15 protein-coding genes are annotated in these 17206 nt (G+C 67.9%); 9 read left to right on the top strand and 6 right to left on the bottom strand.

Annotated features, from left to right (window positions below; all coding sequences use genetic code 11):
- From KU887_RS33430 to argE, 3 genes are read left to right on the top strand one after another with little or no spacing between them, the layout of a single operon-like run.
- On the top strand, positions 1–438 hold the full coding sequence (locus KU887_RS33430) for a RidA family protein (protein WP_006498408.1): 438 nt from the start codon (positions 1–3) through the stop codon (positions 436–438).
- Between the two features lie 8 nt (positions 439–446).
- Positions 447–1124, top strand: coding sequence for a DUF1028 domain-containing protein (locus KU887_RS33425; RefSeq protein WP_006498407.1), 678 nt, complete (start codon positions 447–449; stop codon positions 1122–1124).
- A complete protein-coding gene (gene argE, locus KU887_RS33420) occupies positions 1117–2280 on the top strand; it encodes an acetylornithine deacetylase (RefSeq protein ID WP_069353604.1) in 1164 nt (387 codons plus the stop codon). The genes KU887_RS33425 and argE overlap by 8 nt, the downstream gene beginning before the upstream one ends.
- Positions 2281–2355: 75 nt before the next feature.
- Here argE and KU887_RS33415 read toward each other — a convergent pair whose 3' ends face one another.
- The gene (locus tag KU887_RS33415) at positions 2356–3288 is read right to left on the bottom strand and encodes a LysR substrate-binding domain-containing protein (protein ID WP_034203656.1); all 933 of its coding nucleotides are present in this window, start codon (positions 3286–3288) and stop codon (positions 2356–2358) included.
- A 392-nt stretch (positions 3289–3680) separates the two neighbouring features.
- On the opposite strand from KU887_RS33415, the gene KU887_RS33410 reads away from it, so the two are divergent.
- Positions 3681–5102, top strand: a complete 1422-nt coding sequence (locus KU887_RS33410; RefSeq protein ID WP_048989242.1) for a cytosine permease — start codon at positions 3681–3683, stop codon at positions 5100–5102.
- A gap of 97 nt (positions 5103–5199) precedes the next feature.
- Here KU887_RS33410 and KU887_RS33405 read toward each other — a convergent pair whose 3' ends face one another.
- The 5 genes from KU887_RS33405 to KU887_RS33385 form a co-directional block, all read right to left on the bottom strand.
- Positions 5200–7479 (bottom strand): FdhF/YdeP family oxidoreductase, encoded by a 2280-nt coding sequence (locus KU887_RS33405; RefSeq protein WP_058903695.1) that lies wholly within the window; start codon positions 7477–7479, stop codon positions 5200–5202.
- 124 nt (positions 7480–7603) lie between these two features.
- Positions 7604–10432, bottom strand: coding sequence for an ATP-dependent Clp protease ATP-binding subunit (locus KU887_RS33400; protein WP_059723907.1), 2829 nt, complete (start codon positions 10430–10432; stop codon positions 7604–7606).
- 634 nt (positions 10433–11066) lie between these two features.
- Positions 11067–11336 carry a hypothetical protein gene (locus KU887_RS33395; RefSeq protein ID WP_006498399.1) on the bottom strand — a complete coding sequence of 90 codons (270 nt, stop codon included), beginning with the start codon at positions 11334–11336 and terminating at the stop codon, positions 11067–11069.
- Between the two features lie 104 nt (positions 11337–11440).
- Entirely contained in the window at positions 11441–12256 is an 816-nt protein-coding gene (locus tag KU887_RS33390; protein ID WP_006498398.1) for a family 1 encapsulin nanocompartment shell protein, read from the bottom strand.
- Positions 12249–13328, bottom strand: a complete 1080-nt coding sequence (locus tag KU887_RS33385; RefSeq protein WP_006498397.1) for a Dyp-type peroxidase — start codon at positions 13326–13328, stop codon at positions 12249–12251. The genes KU887_RS33390 and KU887_RS33385 overlap by 8 nt, the downstream gene beginning before the upstream one ends.
- A 414-nt stretch (positions 13329–13742) precedes the next feature.
- Here KU887_RS33385 and KU887_RS33380 point away from each other — a divergent pair, with 414 nt between their 5' ends.
- From KU887_RS33380 to KU887_RS33360, 5 genes are all read left to right on the top strand, one after another.
- Positions 13743–14120 (top strand): LysR family transcriptional regulator, encoded by a 378-nt coding sequence (locus tag KU887_RS33380; protein ID WP_212137371.1) that lies wholly within the window; start codon positions 13743–13745, stop codon positions 14118–14120.
- Positions 14117–14569: a phosphate-starvation-inducible protein PsiE gene (locus KU887_RS33375; RefSeq protein ID WP_006498395.1), complete on the top strand. Its 453-nt coding sequence runs from the start codon at positions 14117–14119 to the stop codon at positions 14567–14569. The genes KU887_RS33380 and KU887_RS33375 overlap by 4 nt, the downstream gene beginning before the upstream one ends.
- Before the next feature lie 87 nt (positions 14570–14656).
- Positions 14657–15112, top strand: coding sequence for a DUF1269 domain-containing protein (locus KU887_RS33370; protein WP_048989244.1), 456 nt, complete (start codon positions 14657–14659; stop codon positions 15110–15112).
- 35 nt (positions 15113–15147) lie between these two features.
- Positions 15148–15396: a hypothetical protein gene (locus KU887_RS33365; protein WP_006498393.1), complete on the top strand. Its 249-nt coding sequence runs from the start codon at positions 15148–15150 to the stop codon at positions 15394–15396.
- 381 nt (positions 15397–15777) lie between these two features.
- Positions 15778–17202 carry a PLP-dependent aminotransferase family protein gene (locus KU887_RS33360; RefSeq protein ID WP_043205931.1) on the top strand — a complete coding sequence of 475 codons (1425 nt, stop codon included), beginning with the start codon at positions 15778–15780 and terminating at the stop codon, positions 17200–17202.
- The last annotated feature ends 4 nt before the right edge of the window (positions 17203–17206 follow it).

The raw sequence follows: 17206 nt of genomic DNA, 5'->3' as shown, positions 1-17206 counted from the left end.
ATGAGCCAGCCCACCCATACGCGTATCCGCATGTTCAACACCCGGGATACCTACCCGAACCAGACGCTCGACAACGACCTGTGCCAGGCCGTGCGGGCCGGCAACACCGTCTACGTGCGCGGCCAGGTCGGCACCGATTTCGACGGCAACCTGATCGGCCTCGGCGACGCGCGCGCGCAGGCCGAGCAGGCGATGAAGAACGTCAAGCAATTGCTCGAGGAAGCCGGCAGCGACATCACGCACATCGTGAAGACGACGACCTACCTGATCGACCCGCGTTACCGCGAACCCGTGTACCAGGAAGTCGGCAAGTGGCTGAAAGGCGTCTACCCGATCTCGACGGGGCTCGTCGTCTCCGCGCTCGGCCAGCCGCAGTGGCTGATGGAGATCGACGTGATCGCGGTGATCCCCGACAACCGGCAGCCGAACCGCGCATAGGAGGCGACATGACTTTCTCCATCGTCGGGCGCTGCCCGGAAACGGGCCAGCTCGGGATCGCGATCAGCTCGTCGAGCATCGCGGTGGGCGCGCGCTGCCCGTGGGTGCGCGCGGGCGTCGGCGCCGTCGCGACGCAGAACATCACGCTGCCGGCGCTCGGGCCCCAGATCCTCGACCTGATCGAGCACGACCCGCTCACGCCCGCCGCGGCGCTCGACCGCGCGTTGAGCGCGAACGGCTGGAGCCAGTACCGGCAGGTCACGGTGATCGACGGGCAGGGGCAGACCGCATGCTTCACCGGCAAGGAGGCGCTCGGCACGCATCACGCGGTGCAGGGCGAGCAGTGCGTGGCGGCCGGCAACCTGCTCGCCGCGCCGACCGTGATCGACGCGATGGTGCGGGCCTTCGAGCAGGCGCCCGGGCTGCTCGCGGATCGCCTGCTGGCCGCGATGCACGCGGCGATGGCGGCCGGCGGCGAGGCCGGGCCGGTGCATTCGGCCGCGTTGAAGGTGGCGGGCGACGTGACCTGGCCGATCGTCGACCTGCGCGTCGACTGGGCCGACGCCGATCCGATCGGGCAGCTCGATGCGTTGTGGCGCGCGTATCGGCCGCAGATGCAGGACTACCAGACGCGCGCGCTGAATCCGACCGCCGCGCCGAGCTACGGAGTGCCGGGCGATGAGTGATCCGTCGAGCCGCGCGCTGCTCGAACGGCTGATCGGCTTCGCGACGGTCAGCCGCGATTCGAACCTCGAGATGATCGGCTTCATCCGCGACTATCTCGCCGGGTTCGGTGTGGCGAGCGAACTGTTCTACAACGCGGAGCGCACGAAGGCGAGCCTGTACGCGACGATCGGCCCGTGCGATCGCGGCGGCGTCGCGCTGTCGGGCCATACCGACGTGGTGCCGGTCGACGGGCAGGCGTGGACGGTCGAGCCGTTCCGGCTGACCGAGCGCGACGGCCGCCTGTACGGTCGCGGCACGGCCGACATGAAGGGCTTCATCGCGTCGGCGCTCGCGGCCGTTCCGGCGTTCGTTTCACGGCCGCTGGGCCTGCCCGTGCATCTGGCGTTCTCGTACGACGAGGAAGTCGGTTGTCTCGGCGTGCGGCCGATGCTCGACCAACTGGCCGTGCGCGAACATCGTCCGCGGCTGTGCGTGATCGGCGAGCCGACCGAACTGAAGCCGGTGCTCGGTCACAAGGGCAAGCTCGCGATGCGCTGCCACGTGAAGGGCGCCGCGTGCCACTCGGCTTACGCGCCGTCGGGCGTCAATGCGATCGACTACGCGGCGAAGCTGATCGGCCGGCTCGGCGAGATCGGCGCGGCGCTCGCACGGCCCGAGCATCACGACCGCCGCTTCGATCCGCCGTTCTCGACCGTGCAGGCCGGGCTGATCAAGGGCGGCCGCGCGCTGAACATCGTGCCGGCCGAATGCGAATTCGATTTCGAGGTGCGTGCGCTGCCGGATTTCGATGCGCACGACGTGCCGAGAAAGCTGCAGGACTATGCGGAATCCGAACTGTTGCCGAAGATGCGCGCGGTGCAGCCCGATACCGACATCCGGTTGCAGCCGCTCGGCGCGTATCCGGGGCTGGCGACCGCGCCGGACAGCGAGGCCGCGCGCGTGCTCGCGCTGCTGAGCGGCTCCGATGCGTTCGGCACGGTGGCGTTCGGCACCGAGGGCGGGCTGTTCGGGCAGGCCGGCATTCCGACCGTGGTGTGCGGGCCGGGCAGCATGGATCAGGGGCACAAGCCCGACGAGTTCGTCACGCTCGACCAGCTGCACGGATGCGACGCGATGCTGGGCCGCCTGGCCGCGTATCTCGCTTCCGCCGCCTGAACGTGCGGCCGACACGCACGCACCGCATCCGGCGGCGCGTGCGTGGTCCTGTTCCCGCTCGCGATCCTGTCGTCCTTATCGCGCCGATTGTGCCGATTGCGCGACGATCTGCGCGAGCCGTTCGCGGCAGAAATCGACGAACGACTGCGCCTGCTTGGTGAGCTGGCCGCGCTTCAGCCGTGCGCTCACGAGCCCGGACGGGCTGACGGTTTCGCTGAGGGCGATCGTCACGACGCGCTGGCCGTCGTACGTATAGTCGGAATGCGGGCGCGTGACGAGCAGCGAGAACCCGAAGCCCTGGCCGACCATTCCGCGCACCATCTCGATCGACGGCGAGCCGAACACGATGTTCGGCGTGAGCCCGAGTTCATGAAACAGGCTCACGAAGTACGTGCGGCTCGGTTGCACGTCGAGCAGGATCATCGGCTCGACGCACAGGTCGCGCAGCGACACGTGCGTCTGGCCCGCGAACCGGTGGTTCTCCGGCAGCAGCACGTACGGCTGCTGCGGCGGCATCAGCGGCTCGGTTTCGATCGTGCCGTCCAGATCGTGGTCGTACATCAGCGCGAGATCGAAGGTGCCGGACGTCAGTCCCTGCACGAGTTCCTGCTGGTCGCCGTCGCGCAGCCGGATGTTCACGCCCGGGTAGCGCTCGCGAAAACCGGCGATCAGTTGCGGCAGATAGAGCGGCGCGACCGTCTCGAAGCAGCCGATGTCGATCTGCCCGGTGATCACGTCGTTGTCGGCGAGCGCGTTCTGTTCGAACTCGTGCGCGATGCGCAGCAGTTCCTGCGCTTTCCGGTAGAAGCGCGTGCCGCTCGGCGTCAGCGACACGCCCTGCGCGTGGTGGCGGATGAACAGCTTCACGCCGAAGCTCTCTTCGAGCCCCTTGATCGCGCTGGAAATCGACGGCTGCGCGATGAAGAGCTGGCGCGAGGCCTCGGCGACGCTGCCGGATTCGACCGTCGTGATGAAGTATTTCAGTTGCCGCAAAGTGTAGTGAGCCACAAGCACCTCTGATGCCCGGCCCCGGCGTGCCGCCGCGGGCGCATGCGCGTTCCGTAGGGAAACAGACCCTGGCACCTTACCTGAAGTCGTTCCACGCCGAAATTTCCGCTGCAGAGCTTTTTCGTATGTCGCGGAAATATTTTTAGTATTTTCCGGTCCCGATGCACGTGGCGCACCATCGTCGCCAACCTGGATCGCGGCGAGGCCGCGCGCGCAGGCGGAGGCGGTCATCCGTCCCCGCCTGCCGCGCATCGTTCGCCTCGCCGACCCGGCCGCGTGTGCACGCGGCGCGGCGTCGCTCGCGCATCCGGACCCGATTGCCGGCGCGCACCTCGACGCGCGCCGGCGGAAACGGCACGCGCGCATCGCCGCGCAGGACAGGAGACATCACCATGACGAACGCGGAACGCAATGCGTCCCCGATGATAGAGAAGCACACGATCGGCTATGTGCCGCCTGCGGAACGCCACGGCAAGGTGCGCGACCTGTTCACGCTCTGGTTCGGCGGCAACATCGCGCCGCTGCCGATCGTGACCGGCGCGCTCGGCGTGCAGATGTTCCACCTGAACCTGATGTGGGGCATCGTCGCGATCGTCGTCGGCCAGGCGGTCGGCGGCGTGCTGATGGCGCTGCATTCGGCGCAGGGGCCGCAGATGGGCATCCCGCAGATGATCCAGAGCCGCGCGCAGTTCGGCTCGTGGGGCGCGCTGCTCGTGACGGTGATCGCGGCCGTGATGTACGTCGGCTTCTTCGCGTCGAACATCGTGCTCGCCGGCAAGTCGGTGCACGGCATCGCATCGTCGGTGCCGGTTCCGGTCGGCATCGTGATCGGCGCGGTGGGCTCGGGGCTGATCGGGATCGTCGGCTACCGGTTCATCCACATCCTGAACCGCATCGGCACGTGGGTGCTCGGCATCGGCATCGCCGTCGGCTTCTGGATGATCCTGTCGCACGTGAGCACCGCCGATTTCCTGACGCGCGGCGGCTTCGACTTCGCGGGCTGGCTCGCGACGGTGTCGCTGTCGGCGCTGTGGCAGATCGCGTTCGCGCCGTACGTGTCGGACTATTCGCGCTATCTGCCGGAGAACGTCGGCGTCGCGTCGACGTTCTGGGCGACCTATCTCGGCTGCACGCTCGGCTCGACGCTCGCGTTCATCTTCGGCGCGGTGGCGGTGCTCGCGGTGCCGGCCGGCGCGGACACGATGGACGCGGTCAAGCAGGCGACCGGCCCGCTCGGCCCGCTGATGCTCGTGCTGTTCCTGCTGAGCGTGATCAGCCACAACGCGCTGAACCTGTACGGCGCGGTGCTCGCGGTCATCACGTCGGTACAGACGTTCGCGTACAAGTGGATTCCGACCGCGAAGGCGCGCGCGGTGGTGTCGGTCGTGATCTTCGTCGCATGCTGCTACGCGGCGATCGGCGCATCGACGAACTTCGTCGGCAACCTCGTCGATCTGGTGCTTGCGCTGCTGGTCGTACTGGTGCCGTGGACGGCGATCAACCTGATCGACTTCTACGTGATCCACAAGGGCAAGTACGACATCCAGTCGATCTTCATGGCGGACGGCGGAATCTACGGCCGCTTCAATCCGCAGGCGCTGCTCGCGTATGCGATCGGTATCGTCGTGCAGATCCCGTTCATGAACACGCCGATGTATGCGGGACCGATTCCCGCGCATCTGGGCGGCGCGGACCTGTCGTGGCTCGTCGGCCTGCTGCTGACGTCGCCGCTGTACTACTGGCTCGCGACGCGCGACAGCGCATATCGGCGCCGGCAGGGCGGCGCGCACCTGCCGCCGACGGCGGCGCGGTAAGGAAGGGGGCCGCCGCATCGGTTGCGACGCGGCGGCGAGCAGCGGAAGGAACCGGGCAGGCCAGCGCCGGACTACAGGGTGCAGGCCTGCCGCGGCATCAGACCACCGCCGAGCGCGCGACGCGCACCGGCACCGACTTGTACGACGGCGTGCCGCTTTCCTTGTCGATGTAGTCGAGCGGTACGAGCACGTTCGCTTCCGGATAGTACGCCCCGACCGAGCCCGGCGCGATGTCGTACTCGATCGCGGTGATCTTTTCGAGGCGCAGCGTACGGCCCGACGCGGTCACCGTCTCGATGTCGACGAGGTCGCCGTGTTCGAGCCCGTACTTCGCGAGATCGGCCGCGTTCATGAACAGCACGTCGCGCCGGCCGAACACGCCGCGATAGCGATCGTCGAGGCCGTAGATCGTCGTGTTGTACTGGTCGTGGCTGCGCAGCGTGATCAGCCGCAGCACCTGCTCGGCGCCGAGCACGTCCGCGTCCTCCTTCACGCCCTTGTAGACCGAGAACATCGCCTTGCCGGTCGGCGTCGGCCACACGCGCTCGGTGGGCGGCAGCGGCAGCCGGAAGCCGCCCGGCGTGCGGATCCGCTCGTTGAACGCCTCGAAGCCGGACACCGTCTTGTCGATCAGGTCGCGGATGCGGTCGTAGTCGGCGATCAGGTCGAGCCACGCGACCTTGCTGTTCGGCAGCGTCGCATGGGCGATGCCCGCGACGATCGCGGGCTCCGAGCGCAACTGGTCCGACGCGGGCTTGAGCTTGCCGGCCGACGCATGGACCATCGACATCGAATCCTCGACGGTGATCGACTGCCGGCCGGTGGCCTGCATGTCGAGCTCGGTGCGGCCGAGCACCGGCAGGATGAAGGTTTCCTTGCCGACCAGCAGGTGCGAACGGTTCAGCTTCGTGCCGAGATGCACGCTCAGGTCGAGCTTCGCCATCGCCGGGAACGACACCTCGGGGTCGGGCAGCGCGACCGCGAAGTTGCCGCCGAGGCACAGCAGCGCCTTCGCGGTGCCGTCGATCATCGCCTGCATCGCCTGCACGGCGTCGTGCCCGTGCTGCGCGGGCGGCGTGAAGCCGCACACGTCCTCGATCTTCTTCAGGAATTCGGCCGACGGCTTCTCGGTGATGCCGACCGTGCGGTTGCCCTGCACGTTCGAATGGCCGCGCAGCGGACACACGCCGGCGCCCGGCTTGCCGATGTTGCCGCGCATCAGCAGCAGGTCGGCGATCAGGCGCACGGTCGCCGTGCCCTTGTTGTGCTGCGTGACGCCCATCCCGTACGTGACGATCGTCGCGTTCGACTTCGCATACGCGAGCGCGACCTGTTCGAGCTGCGCCTGGCTCAAGCCGCTCGCGCGTTCGATGTCGTCCCACGACGTCGCCTCGAGATCGGCCGAGAATGCGTCGAAGCCGTTGGTGTGCTGCGCGATGAAGTCGCGGTCGAGCACGTTGCCTTGCTCGGCTTCGAGTTTCAGCAGCGCCTTCATGATGCCTTTCAGCGCGGCCGCGTCGCCGCCCGCGTCGACCTGGTAGTACGTCGACGCGATCCGCGTGGAGCCGAACGACGCCATCTCGATCATGTCCTGCGGATCGGCGAAGCGTTCGAGCGCGCGTTCGCGCAGCGGGTTGAACACGATGATCGGCACGTTGCGGCGCGCGCACTCGTGCAGCGTGCCCATCATCCGCGGATGGTTCGTGCCGGGATTGTGGCCGATCGAGATGATCAGCTCGCAGTGGTCGAAATCCTCCAGCGACACGGTGCCCTTGCCGATACCGATCGACTGCGGCAGGCCGACGCTGGTCGGTTCGTGGCACATGTTCGAGCAGTCGGGAAAGTTGTTGGTGCCGAGCTCGCGCGCGAACAGCTGGTACAGGTACGCGGCTTCGTTCGACGCGCGGCCCGACGTATAGAACTCGACCTGCTCGGGCGGCAGCGCGCGCAGCACTTCGCCGATGCGCGCGAACGCGTCGTCCCATTCGATCGCGCGGAACGTGTCGGTCGCGCGGTCGTAGACGAGCGGATGCGTGAGCCGGCCCATGTTCTCCAGTTCGTAGTCCGACATGCGCAGCAGCGACGACACGGTGTTCGCCGCGAAGAACTCGGGCGTCACGCGCTTGGTCGTCGCTTCCCACGTGACGGCCTTCGCGCCGTTCTCGCAGAACTGGAACGTCGACTTGTGTTCCTTGTCGGGCCACGCGCAGCCGGGGCAGTCGAAGCCGTCGGGCTGGTTGGTCCGCATCAGCACGATCGGCGCCTCGATGGTTTCCATTTGCGTGCGCACCGCATCGGCTGTCGCGCGAAGCGCGCCCCAACCGCCGGCGGGCCCATCGTATTTCCTGATGCCTGGCACTTCGCGTCGATTTGTCATGGTGAATCTCCAATAGCCGGGCCCGGTGCGGGTGGCTCGGTTGCGCCGTGTCGCGGCGTGGGGCGGCTCCGTCCGGCGGACGGAGCCGGTCATGCATGCCCCGGGTTGCAGGGCATGCGTTGTTTTAGTGTGCGTCCTTTTTCGCGCCGGACGACTTCTTGCCGGGCTTCGCCGCGGGCGGCGGAGCGTCGGCGGGCGTGTCGTCCTGCTTCGCGTCTGCTGCTGCCTTGGCGGCCTTGCCGTTGGGTTTGGCCTTGCCGTCGGCGTCCGGCTTCGCGTCCTTCGCTTCCGGTGCCGCGAGCGTGTTGAACTTCACTTCGTCGCTGTTCTTGTCGTAGTCGACCTCGCACTTGTCGCCCGACTTCAGCCGGTCGGCGAGGATCTCCTTCGCGAGCCGCGTCTCGATCGTCTGGCGGATCTGGCGCTTCAGCTCGCGCGCGCCGAATTCCGGCTGGTAGCCGACTTCGGTCAGATGGTCGACGAGCGAGTCGCCCATCACGAGCGTGATGTCCTGCGCGGCGGCCGTGCGCACCACGCGGTCGAGCTGGATCTGCACGATCGAGCGGATGTTGTCCTTCGACAGCGCGTGGAAGACGATCACCTCGTCGATCCGGTTCAGGAACTCGGGACGGAAGTGCCCCTTGAGCACCTGCATCAGTTCCTCGCGGATCGCCTTGTCGGTCTTGCGCGCGGCTTCCGGCTGCGTGAGGTTGTCCATGATGATCGCCGCGCCGAGATTGCTGGTCGCGATGATGATCGTGTTGCTGAAATCGACCACGCGGCCCTTGCCGTCGGTGAGACGCCCATCGTCGAACACCTGCAGCAGCACGTTGTAGACGTCCGGATGCGCCTTCTCGATCTCGTCGAGCAGGATCACGCTGTACGGGCGGCGCCGCACACGCTCGGTGAGCTGGCCGCCTTCGTCGTAGCCGACGTAGCCGGGCGGTGCGCCGATCAGCCGCGCGACCGCGTGGCGCTCCATGTATTCGGACATGTCGATGCGGATGATCGCCTGCTCGTCGCCGAACACGGTCTCGGCCAGTGCTTTCGCGAGCTCGGTCTTGCCGACGCCCGTCGGCCCGAGGAACAGGAACGTCGCGATCGGCCGATGGGTCTGGCCGAGCCCCGCGCGCGACAGCCGCACGGCATCGCTGACGGCGACCACCGCATCGCTCTGGCCGACCACGCGTTCGCGCAGTTGCTCCTCCATCTTCAGCAGCTTCTGGCGTTCTTCCTGCGTGAGTTCGGACACGGGGATGCCGGTCAGCCGCGACACGACCTCGGCCACCGATTCGACGGTCACCTCGAGCGTCTCCGAGCCGGTCTTGCGCTGCCACGCCTCCATCATCTCGTCGACGGCCTTCTGCTTCGCGTTGATCTGCTCCTCGAACTGCTTCGCTTCGTCGAAGCGCTTGCGCGAGGTCGCATAGTCCTGCTCGCGCTTCAGTTGCGCGATCTGCGCTTCGCCTTCCTGGATGTCGACCGGGCGCGACGTCGCGCCGATCCGCACGCGTGCGGCCGCCTGGTCGATCAGGTCGATCGCCTTGTCGGGCAGGAAGCGCGACGTGATGTAGCGGTCGGCGAATTCGGCGGCCGCGACGAACGCGTCGTCGGCGAACGTCACCTGGTGGTGCGCCTCGAGGCTGTCGCGCAGCCCGCGCAGGATCACGATCGTCTGCTCGACGCTCGGCTCCGGCACGAACACGGGTTGGAAACGGCGTTCGAGCGCGGCGTCCTTCTCGATGTACTTCTGGTATTCGTTGAGTGTCGTCGCGCCGATCAGGCTCAGCTCGCCGCGCGCGAGCGCGGGCTTCAGCACGTTCGCGATGTCGAGGCCGCCTTCGCCGCCGCCCTGGCCCGCGCCGACGATCGTGTGCAGCTCGTCGATGAACAGGATCAGTTCGTCCTGCTTCGCGGTCACTTCGTCGATCAGCTGCTTCGCGCGTTCCTCGAATTCGCCGCGATACTTCGCGCCGGCCACCATCGAGTTGATGTTGACCTCGACGAGCCGCTTGTCGCGCAGCACTTCCGGCACGTCGCCGTTGACGATCCGCTGCGCGAGGCCTTCGACGATCGCCGTCTTGCCGACGCCCGGCTCGCCGATCAGCACCGGGTTGTTCTTCTTGCGGCGCGCGAGCACCTCGATCGTGCTCTCGATTTCCTGCGCGCGGCCGAGCACCGGGTCGAGCTTGCCCTGGCGCGCGATCGCGGTCAGGTCGCGGCCGAACTTGTCGAGGTTCGGCGTGCCGGTCGGCGCATCGACGCGGCCGTCCTCCGCGCCCTTGCCGACCACCTTCACGACCTTCTGGCGCAGCGCCTCGGGCGTCACGCCGTATTTCTTCAGCAGCGTGCCGGCGACGCTGTCCGGCACCGACGCGAGCCCGATCAGCAGATGCTCGGGGCCGATGTACGAGTGGCCGAGATCGCGCGACGCCTGGAACGCGTACTGCACGGCCTTCTTCACGCGCGGCGAGATCGACAGCTTGTCGAGCGGCGCATCGGGGTCGGCCGTGCCGGTGTGCGCGTGCTCGTCGATGTACGCGCGGATGTCCTGCGGCGACAGCTTCAGTTCCTTCAGCAGCGCGGCGCAGACGTCGGTGTCCGCGAGCGCGTACAGCAGGTGCTCGGAATCGAGTTCGCTGCGACGCAGTTCATGCGCCTTCTCGGCCGCGCGCTGCAGCAGTTCGAGCGTCTGTTCGCTGAACGCGTCGGTCGGGTCGACCGATTCGCGCGGAATCTCGGCGGCGAGCGGCGATTCGTCGCCGAGCCCGCCGAACAGCGACGGGCCGCCACCGCCCAGCAGCGAATCGAACGGATTCAGCATGCTTTGATGCCGCATCAACTGACGGAAGTGGTAGTCGCAGATCGAGATCGTCTTGCGCTCGCCGTCCTGCATCACGGTTGCGCGCGCGACGGCCGGCCGGGCGTGACAGATATCGCAAAGTGCGGGCATGGTGGTCTGGCTCCTGTCGGTGAAGGTGGGTCGAAGGGTGAAGCCCGATGCGGTGCGGCGCCCGCGCGTTCCGACCGCGCACGCACGACGCGCACGACACGCATCGCGGCGGCGCGCGTGCGGCACCAGTGCGTTCGCGCGGCGCGCGCCGGCGTGGCGCACGGTCGCGGTCGGGGCGGGAAGCGCGAGTGCTGCGAGGAGCCCACGGCATCGCTTCGACTGCGTTCAAAATAGCGAATCGGCACGGGCCATCCAAGACACAGTTCCATGCCGGGCCGGCCGTGAATTGCACCCTCACATGCGCGCGCGATCCGGCGACAAGGAGTACAGAGGGGCAAGCGCGCCGCGGCGCGGGCGTGCGCGGCGCATGCGGCCTGCGGTGGAAGGGAACGGGAAGGGGCGGCGCGCGAACGGCGCGCGGTGCGGCATCGGCGCGCAGGGCGCCGGCAGCCGGCGAACCGGGGAGACGGGACGCGGGGCCGGACGCAAGACGGCGTGCGACGCGCGGTGCGGGCGCGCGGCGGTTACGGCCGGCTCCGCACGCACCGCAGCCGATGCGTGGCGGGGGGCCGGCGAAGGCGAGGACGGGTTGCACGGGATGCGCCGGACATCGCGCAACCGTCGCGAACCGCGATCAGTCCGACAGGTTCATCGCGAGCCGTTGCCGGGCGATTTGCTTCACGTCGGACGAGAGTGCCGCATTCGGCAGACCATTGGCCCAGACGGAGAACGAATCCTCGATCAGGTTGCGCGTGTCGGGCGGCAGTTCGGCCAGCATCAGCGACACGACGGTAAACAGCACGGCGGTGTCGCCGGCCTGGCTGCCTGCGTTCGCGTCGACCGTCTGCTTCAAGGAAGCGACGGACGCCTGCAGCGCCTGTAATGCGTCATTCGATTCGCTCATGACATCCTCCATGCAAGATGGGCTGGATCGGCGACGAGCCTGCGGCCGGCGGTGCGGCCGTCGCGCGCGACGCCCGGCCGGGCATCGCGCGCGGGCAACCGCGCTCAGGCGGCCGCGTTGCCCTGCGGAGCCACGGCCACCGATGCTTCGCTCGTCAGCATCAGGAACGTGAAGGTCTCGCGCAGGTACAGGCGAACGCTCTTGTCGGTGTGGCTCGTGTAGCCGATCGACACGTCTTCCCCGAGGTGCAGCTCGTAGTCGCCGCCGCGCGTGGACAGCACGCAGCCGCCGCTGATCGCCGGCGCCCAGATGATCTCGCCGCTGACGATGCGTTTGATATGGCCGAGGACCGGATAGCCCTGGTCGCGCGCTTCGCTGAGCGCGGTGTACGCGTCCGAACCGAGCACGACCGAGTACGGGCCGTCGACGCCGGCGAGGCGCAGCGCTTCGAGTGCGTCGCTGATCGCGTCCGGGTATGCGCCGACGTCCGCCGGCAGCGTGAGCCGGCGGTTCGACGTGCCTTCGCGGATGCCGACGATGCCGGCTGCCGGGTAGCCGTCGAAGATTGCGTTGTCTTCGGCGAATGCGAGCCGCTGCGCGGCTTCCTTCGCCGGCTGCCAGTCGGCGTCGCGCGCGCCGCGCTCGACGCTGTCGATCGCGTCGCGGCTCAGCTCGAACGGCACCGTCAGCTCGACGATGGTGCGTACTTCGCGCAACCGTGCGTTCACGTGCTCGCGCGGCGCGGCGACGTCGAGCAGGTGCCCGGTGCCGACGGCCGACAGTTCGGGGCCCTCGGGGCCGTCGACGTCGACGACGCGGCGGCCGGCCACCGAGCGCTTGAAGGTGCGCGCCACTTCCTCCTCGATTTGTTCCCAGGCGGACGACGAGATCGGAGCGAGTTCGCGGTGCAGGTTATTCATAGGTCGGGGTTCCTTTCAGCGAGCCGATGTTCAGCGAGCCGTCGCGACGCGGGGCGGAAGGCGCGGACGGCGTGGATTCCGTTTGGATGGCTTCGGCGGGCGGCGCCGGGCGGTCGGCGAGCGCTTCGAGCAGGTCGGCCGACGGCACGAAGAACAGCGAGCCGGTGACCGCGCGGCTGTAGTCCAGCAGGCGGTCGTAGTTGCCGGGCGGCCGGCCGACGAACATGTTCTCGAGCATCTGCTCGATCGGCGCCGGCGAGCGCGCATAGCCGATGAAATAAGTGCCGAATTCGCCGGCGCCCGGGCGCCCGAACGGCATGTTGTCGCGCAGGATCTTCACTTCCTGACCGTCCTCGTCGAGCGTGGTCAGCGAGCTGTGCGAGCACGACGGCTTCACGTCCGGCGGGAGTTCGATGTCGGACAACTTGGTCCGGCCGATGATGCGCTCCTGCGTCTCGACCGCGAGCGCGTTCCAGCCGGCCATGTCGTGCAGGTACTTTTGCACGAGCACGTAGCTGCCGCCCGCGAATTCGGCATCTTCGTCGCCGATCACCGTGAAGTCGACCGCCTCGCGGCCTTCCGGGTTCTCGGTGCCGTCGACGAAGCCGATCATCGCGCGCTGGTCGAAATTGCGGAAGCCGTGCACCTCGTCGACGACCGTGACCGCGTCGCCGAGCGCGCCGAGCAGTTGCGTCGCGAGTTCGAAGCACAGGTCCATCGCTTCGGCGCGGATGTGCAGCAGGATGTCGCCGGGCGTCGCGACCGCGACGCGCTGGCCGGCGCCGAATTCCCGGAACGGATGCAGCGACGCGGGGCGCGGCTCGCCGAACAGCGCATCCCATGCGTCGGAGCCGAAGCCGCACACGCAGGTGAGATTGCCGCCCGGCACGCGCTTGCCGACCGAGCGCACGAGCGCGGCGATGTCGCCGCACCACGAACGGATCGTGTCGGCGTGATCGGCGCCGGGATTGATCGTCGCCACGAGAAAGATCGCGCTGCGCGTGATCGTGCTGTGAACGGCCTGGGAGAGCGGGGGAGGAGTGGTCTGCATCGCGGCCTGCCGGTCAGTCATGTCGGGACGGACGGGCCGCGGCAGCCGCGGCGCGCGAAGGCGAACGGTTGAACTGTGTCATGCGACGGTTCTCTTTGTGACATCCGGATGAAGGACGTTGCGCGGGCATCGCGCAACGGGCCGCAGCGGCGGCGGCCGGCTCCCGGCGCGACGGGGAGGCGGACGGGGTGGCCGCGCGTTCGCCCGGCGCGTGGGGCTGCTCGCACCGCGTAACGTCGTCGAGCATGCAATCTAGCAGCTTCGGCGGGTCTTTGGAACACGTATCGACGATCTGTCATTCGAATGGGTCAAACCGGGCCGGATTTTGTGCGGCGCCCGCGCAGCTGTACTCCTGGCGCGCGCGGCGCTGTGCTCTTGAGCGTGCGTGTCGCGTGCAGTAGATTAGGTTCGCTCCGCTCGACGACGGCCATCATGATGAACCTTTTGGAAGCGATGCGTATTTTCGGTGCAATCGTCGAGCACGGCGGGCTGTCCGGCGCGGCGTCCGATCTGAAGCTCGACGTCGCGCAGGTCGGCGCGCGGCTCGACGGCCTCGAACGCTATCTCGGCTGCCGGTTGTTGCTGGAGCGCGCGGGCGACGATGTCGTCTGCACCGAGGCCGGCGTCGCGTTTTACGCGTGTTGCCGGCGCACGCTGTCCGCGGTCGCGCAGGCGACCGGCGCGAGCGGAGCAGAGGCGTGCGCAACGGGTTCCCGTTCGCCCGTCGCGGGCTTTCCGTTGCCCGAGCCCCCCCGTTGCGGCGACGGAGCATCGATCGCCGCGCCCACGACACTACACCGGCTCACACCTTGAATACGTCCACTGCATCCGCCGATACGGCCGCCGAGCGCATCCGTCGCCGCTTCGGCCATTTCCTTCACGCGGCCGAGCTGGCCGGGCTGGTCGTGATCGGGCTGGCGACTGCGTTCGCGATGACGCAGGAAGCGTGGAAGGTCGTGCTCGCGGGCGAAGTGTCGCTGACCGACCTGCTGTTGATGTTCCTGTATCTGGAAGTGCTCGCGATGGATCTGCGCTACCTGCGGCTCGGCCGGTTGCCGGTGCGGTTTCCGCTGTTCATCGCGATGACGTCGCTCGCGCGCGACCTGATCCTGCGCGGCGCGACCGACAGCCCCGAGCGCATGCTGATGACGACCTTCGGGATCGTGCTGCTCGCGGTCGGCGTGCTGATCCTGAGCTTCGGCCAGCATCGCTTTCCGGCGGACGTCGACGATGTCGAGGACGACGTGCATGCTCGCAAGTAACGCGGCCCGGGCGGCATTCGAAGCGAACCCCGGCGCGTCGTGCGCGGTGCGGCGGTTCCCCCACCATTCAATCAAGCGAGGTGTCGCATGACCAGGCAATTGATCGTCGCCGTGTTCGGCAGCGTCGAGACGGCTCGTCAGGCTGCGAACGATTTCGACGCGCTGTCGGAGAAGAACGAAGGATTCCACATCGAGAACGGCGTCGTCGTCGAGAAGGACGCGAACGGCAAGCTCGCGGTGCTCGACGCCGAATCGCGGCCGTTCAAGGGCGGGGTGATCGGCGCGATCGCGGGCGGCTTGCTCGGCCTGCTCGCCGGGCCGCTCGGCGTGGTGACCGGCATGGCGGCCGGCGCGGGCGCCGGCATTCTCGCGCAGGCGGCCGGCAACGCGCTGCTCGACGGCACGTTCGTCGAGACGGTCGCGGCGCGGCTCGTGCCCGGCAGCGTCGCGGTCATTCTCGAAGCGAGGGAGGACACGCCGTTCTCGGTCGACAACGTCGTGACGGGATTCGGCGGCAAGGTGTTTCGCCAGACGCTCGACTGAGCCCACCCCTTTTCGAACCGAGCCGGGAGAACCGCATGCGCATCGATCAATCGTACCGCCGCTTCGACATCGCGGCGACGCTATCGCCGCTGCCCGGCAACCGCGCGATCGCGAGCGTCGACGTGACGACCGACGATCCGGGCCGCCTCGCCGATCTCGGCACGAGCCAGTTCCTGCAGATCCGCAAGTGGCTCGAGTCGAACGACGTCGCGCTGCTGACGGTGGTGTTCGACGAGTGCAAGGTCGCGATCGACCACTACGCGGACAACGTCGACGACGCGTGAGGGCGAGCGGGCCCGCGCATGGCCGGGCTGCGCTTCACCGCCGCTCCCTCTGCTACCGCAATACATCGTGACGTGCGCCGGACGAACGGCTGCCGTGCGATCGCGCGCGGCCGCGCCGTCGCCTTCGCATCATCTGTTCACCACGCCGGCCGGATTTGACGTTTCCCCGCCAAACTGTCACTTACATTCGCCGAAATGACGCAGTAGGATGCCGAACCTTGTCTTGATGAGATTCGCATTGCTATCCGCCTTCAATTTCGGTAACGGACGAGGTTCGAACCGGGACACCCGCACCCGGCGACGGCTATCCGGCTTCGTGCGTCGGCGCGGCCGCGCCGCCCATGCGGCGCAGGCCGGTTCATCGCTGGCGGGGCGAGGCGGATGAAGCTCTACGAGAAATTTGCGAACGACGTAGAGCGACTCATTCGGCAAGGGGTATATCGACACGGCGACCGTGTGCCGTCGGTGCGGCAGGCGAGCCAGCAGCACCGGATCAGCATCACGACGGTGCTGCATGCGTATCTGCTGCTGGAAAGCCGCGGGCTGCTGGAAAGCCGGCCGCAGTCGGGCTATTTCGTGAACCTGCGGCGCGACGACAGCCACGCGCCGGTGCGCGAGCTGCGGCCGTCGAAGCCGATCGCGATCTCGTCGTCGGTGGACGTGAGCCGGCTCGTGCTGTCGACGCTGCGCTCGATCGGCACGGACGACGCGGTGCCGCTCGGCTCGCCGTATCCGGACCCGAGCCTGTTTCCGTTCGAGAAGCTGAACCGCTACGCGTACGCGGCCGGCCGCGACAAGTCGCTGTGGGGCGTGACCGACGGGCTGCCGCCGGGCCATCCGAGGCTGATCCGGCAGATCGCGCGCCGCTACCTGGAAAACGGGATGTCGGTGGACCCGAACGAGATCATCGTGACGGTCGGCGCGACGGAGGCGATCAACCTGTGCCTGCAGGCGGTCGCGAAGCCGGGGGACACGATCGCGGTGGAATCGCCGACGTTCTACGCGATGCTGCACGCGATCGAACGGATGGGGATGAAGGCGATCGAGGTGGCCACGCATCCGGAATACGGGATCGACATCGCGGCGCTGGCCGCGATCGCGAAATCGCAGCCGATCGCCGCGTGCATGGTGATGCCGAACTTCCAGAACCCGCTGGGTTTCCAGATGCCGGACGAGCGCAAGCGCGAACTGGTTGAGTTCGCAACCAAGTCCGGGATGCCGATCATCGAGAACGGCGTGTACAACGAACTGTATTTCGGCAACATGCATCCGAGCACGCTGAAATCGTTCGACCGCCAAGGCATCGTGCTGCATTGCGCGTCGTTCTCGAAGAGCCTGACGGCCGCGTACCGGATCGGCTGGGCGCTGCCGGGCCGCTACCGCGAACAGGTCGAGAAGCTGAAGTTCCTGAATACGCTGGCGACGCCGTCGTTGCCGCAACTGGCGATCGCGGAGTTTCTCGAACGCGACGGCTACGAGCATCACCTGCGGCGGATTCGCAAGGCCTATGCACAGCAGGCGAACCTGATGCGCGCGATGGTGTCGCGGTTCTTTCCGGAAGGCACGCGCATTTCGAGCCCGGCGGGCGGCTACGTGCTGTGGATCGAGCTGCCGGTGCAGGTCGATGCGATGCGGCTGTATCAGCTCGCGCTGGAGCAGGGGATCACGATCGGGCCGGGCTACATGTTCTCGATCGCGGACAGCTACCGGAATTTCATCCGCCTGAACTACAGCAGCCCGTGGTCGCCGGAGATCGAGCGCGCGGTCGTCACCGTCGGCAAGCTCGCCGCATCCTGCCTCGACTGACCGC

Origin of the sequence: Burkholderia sp. EMB26, from assembly GCF_024730645.1 — a bacterium.
In the GTDB taxonomy this organism is placed as follows: Bacteria; Pseudomonadota; Gammaproteobacteria; order Burkholderiales; family Burkholderiaceae; genus Burkholderia; species Burkholderia cenocepacia.
This window is presented reverse-complemented; position numbering and strand designations above follow the sequence as displayed.

Excerpts from the sequence above, each read along its gene's own strand:
- KU887_RS33385 (WP_006498397.1), bottom strand. The coding sequence starts at position 13,328 with ATGACTGACCGGCAGGCCGCGATGCAGACCACTCCTCCCCCGCTCTCC.
- KU887_RS33405 (WP_058903695.1), bottom strand. The coding sequence starts at position 7,479 with ATGACAAATCGACGCGAAGTGCCAGGCATCAGGAAATACGATGGGCCC.
- KU887_RS33365 (WP_006498393.1), top strand. The coding sequence starts at position 15,148 with ATGCGCATCGATCAATCGTACCGCCGCTTCGACATCGCGGCGACGCTA.
- KU887_RS33360 (WP_043205931.1), top strand. The coding sequence starts at position 15,778 with ATGAAGCTCTACGAGAAATTTGCGAACGACGTAGAGCGACTCATTCGG.
- KU887_RS33410 (WP_048989242.1), top strand. The coding sequence starts at position 3,681 with ATGACGAACGCGGAACGCAATGCGTCCCCGATGATAGAGAAGCACACG.
- KU887_RS33430 (WP_006498408.1), top strand. The coding sequence starts at position 1 with ATGAGCCAGCCCACCCATACGCGTATCCGCATGTTCAACACCCGGGAT.
- KU887_RS33370 (WP_048989244.1), top strand. The coding sequence starts at position 14,657 with ATGACCAGGCAATTGATCGTCGCCGTGTTCGGCAGCGTCGAGACGGCT.
- KU887_RS33390 (WP_006498398.1), bottom strand. The coding sequence starts at position 12,256 with ATGAATAACCTGCACCGCGAACTCGCTCCGATCTCGTCGTCCGCCTGG.
- KU887_RS33380 (WP_212137371.1), top strand. The coding sequence starts at position 13,743 with ATGAACCTTTTGGAAGCGATGCGTATTTTCGGTGCAATCGTCGAGCAC.
- KU887_RS33400 (WP_059723907.1), bottom strand. The coding sequence starts at position 10,432 with ATGCCCGCACTTTGCGATATCTGTCACGCCCGGCCGGCCGTCGCGCGC.
- argE (WP_069353604.1), top strand. The coding sequence starts at position 1,117 with ATGAGTGATCCGTCGAGCCGCGCGCTGCTCGAACGGCTGATCGGCTTC.
- KU887_RS33425 (WP_006498407.1), top strand. The coding sequence starts at position 447 with ATGACTTTCTCCATCGTCGGGCGCTGCCCGGAAACGGGCCAGCTCGGG.
- KU887_RS33395 (WP_006498399.1), bottom strand. The coding sequence starts at position 11,336 with ATGAGCGAATCGAATGACGCATTACAGGCGCTGCAGGCGTCCGTCGCT.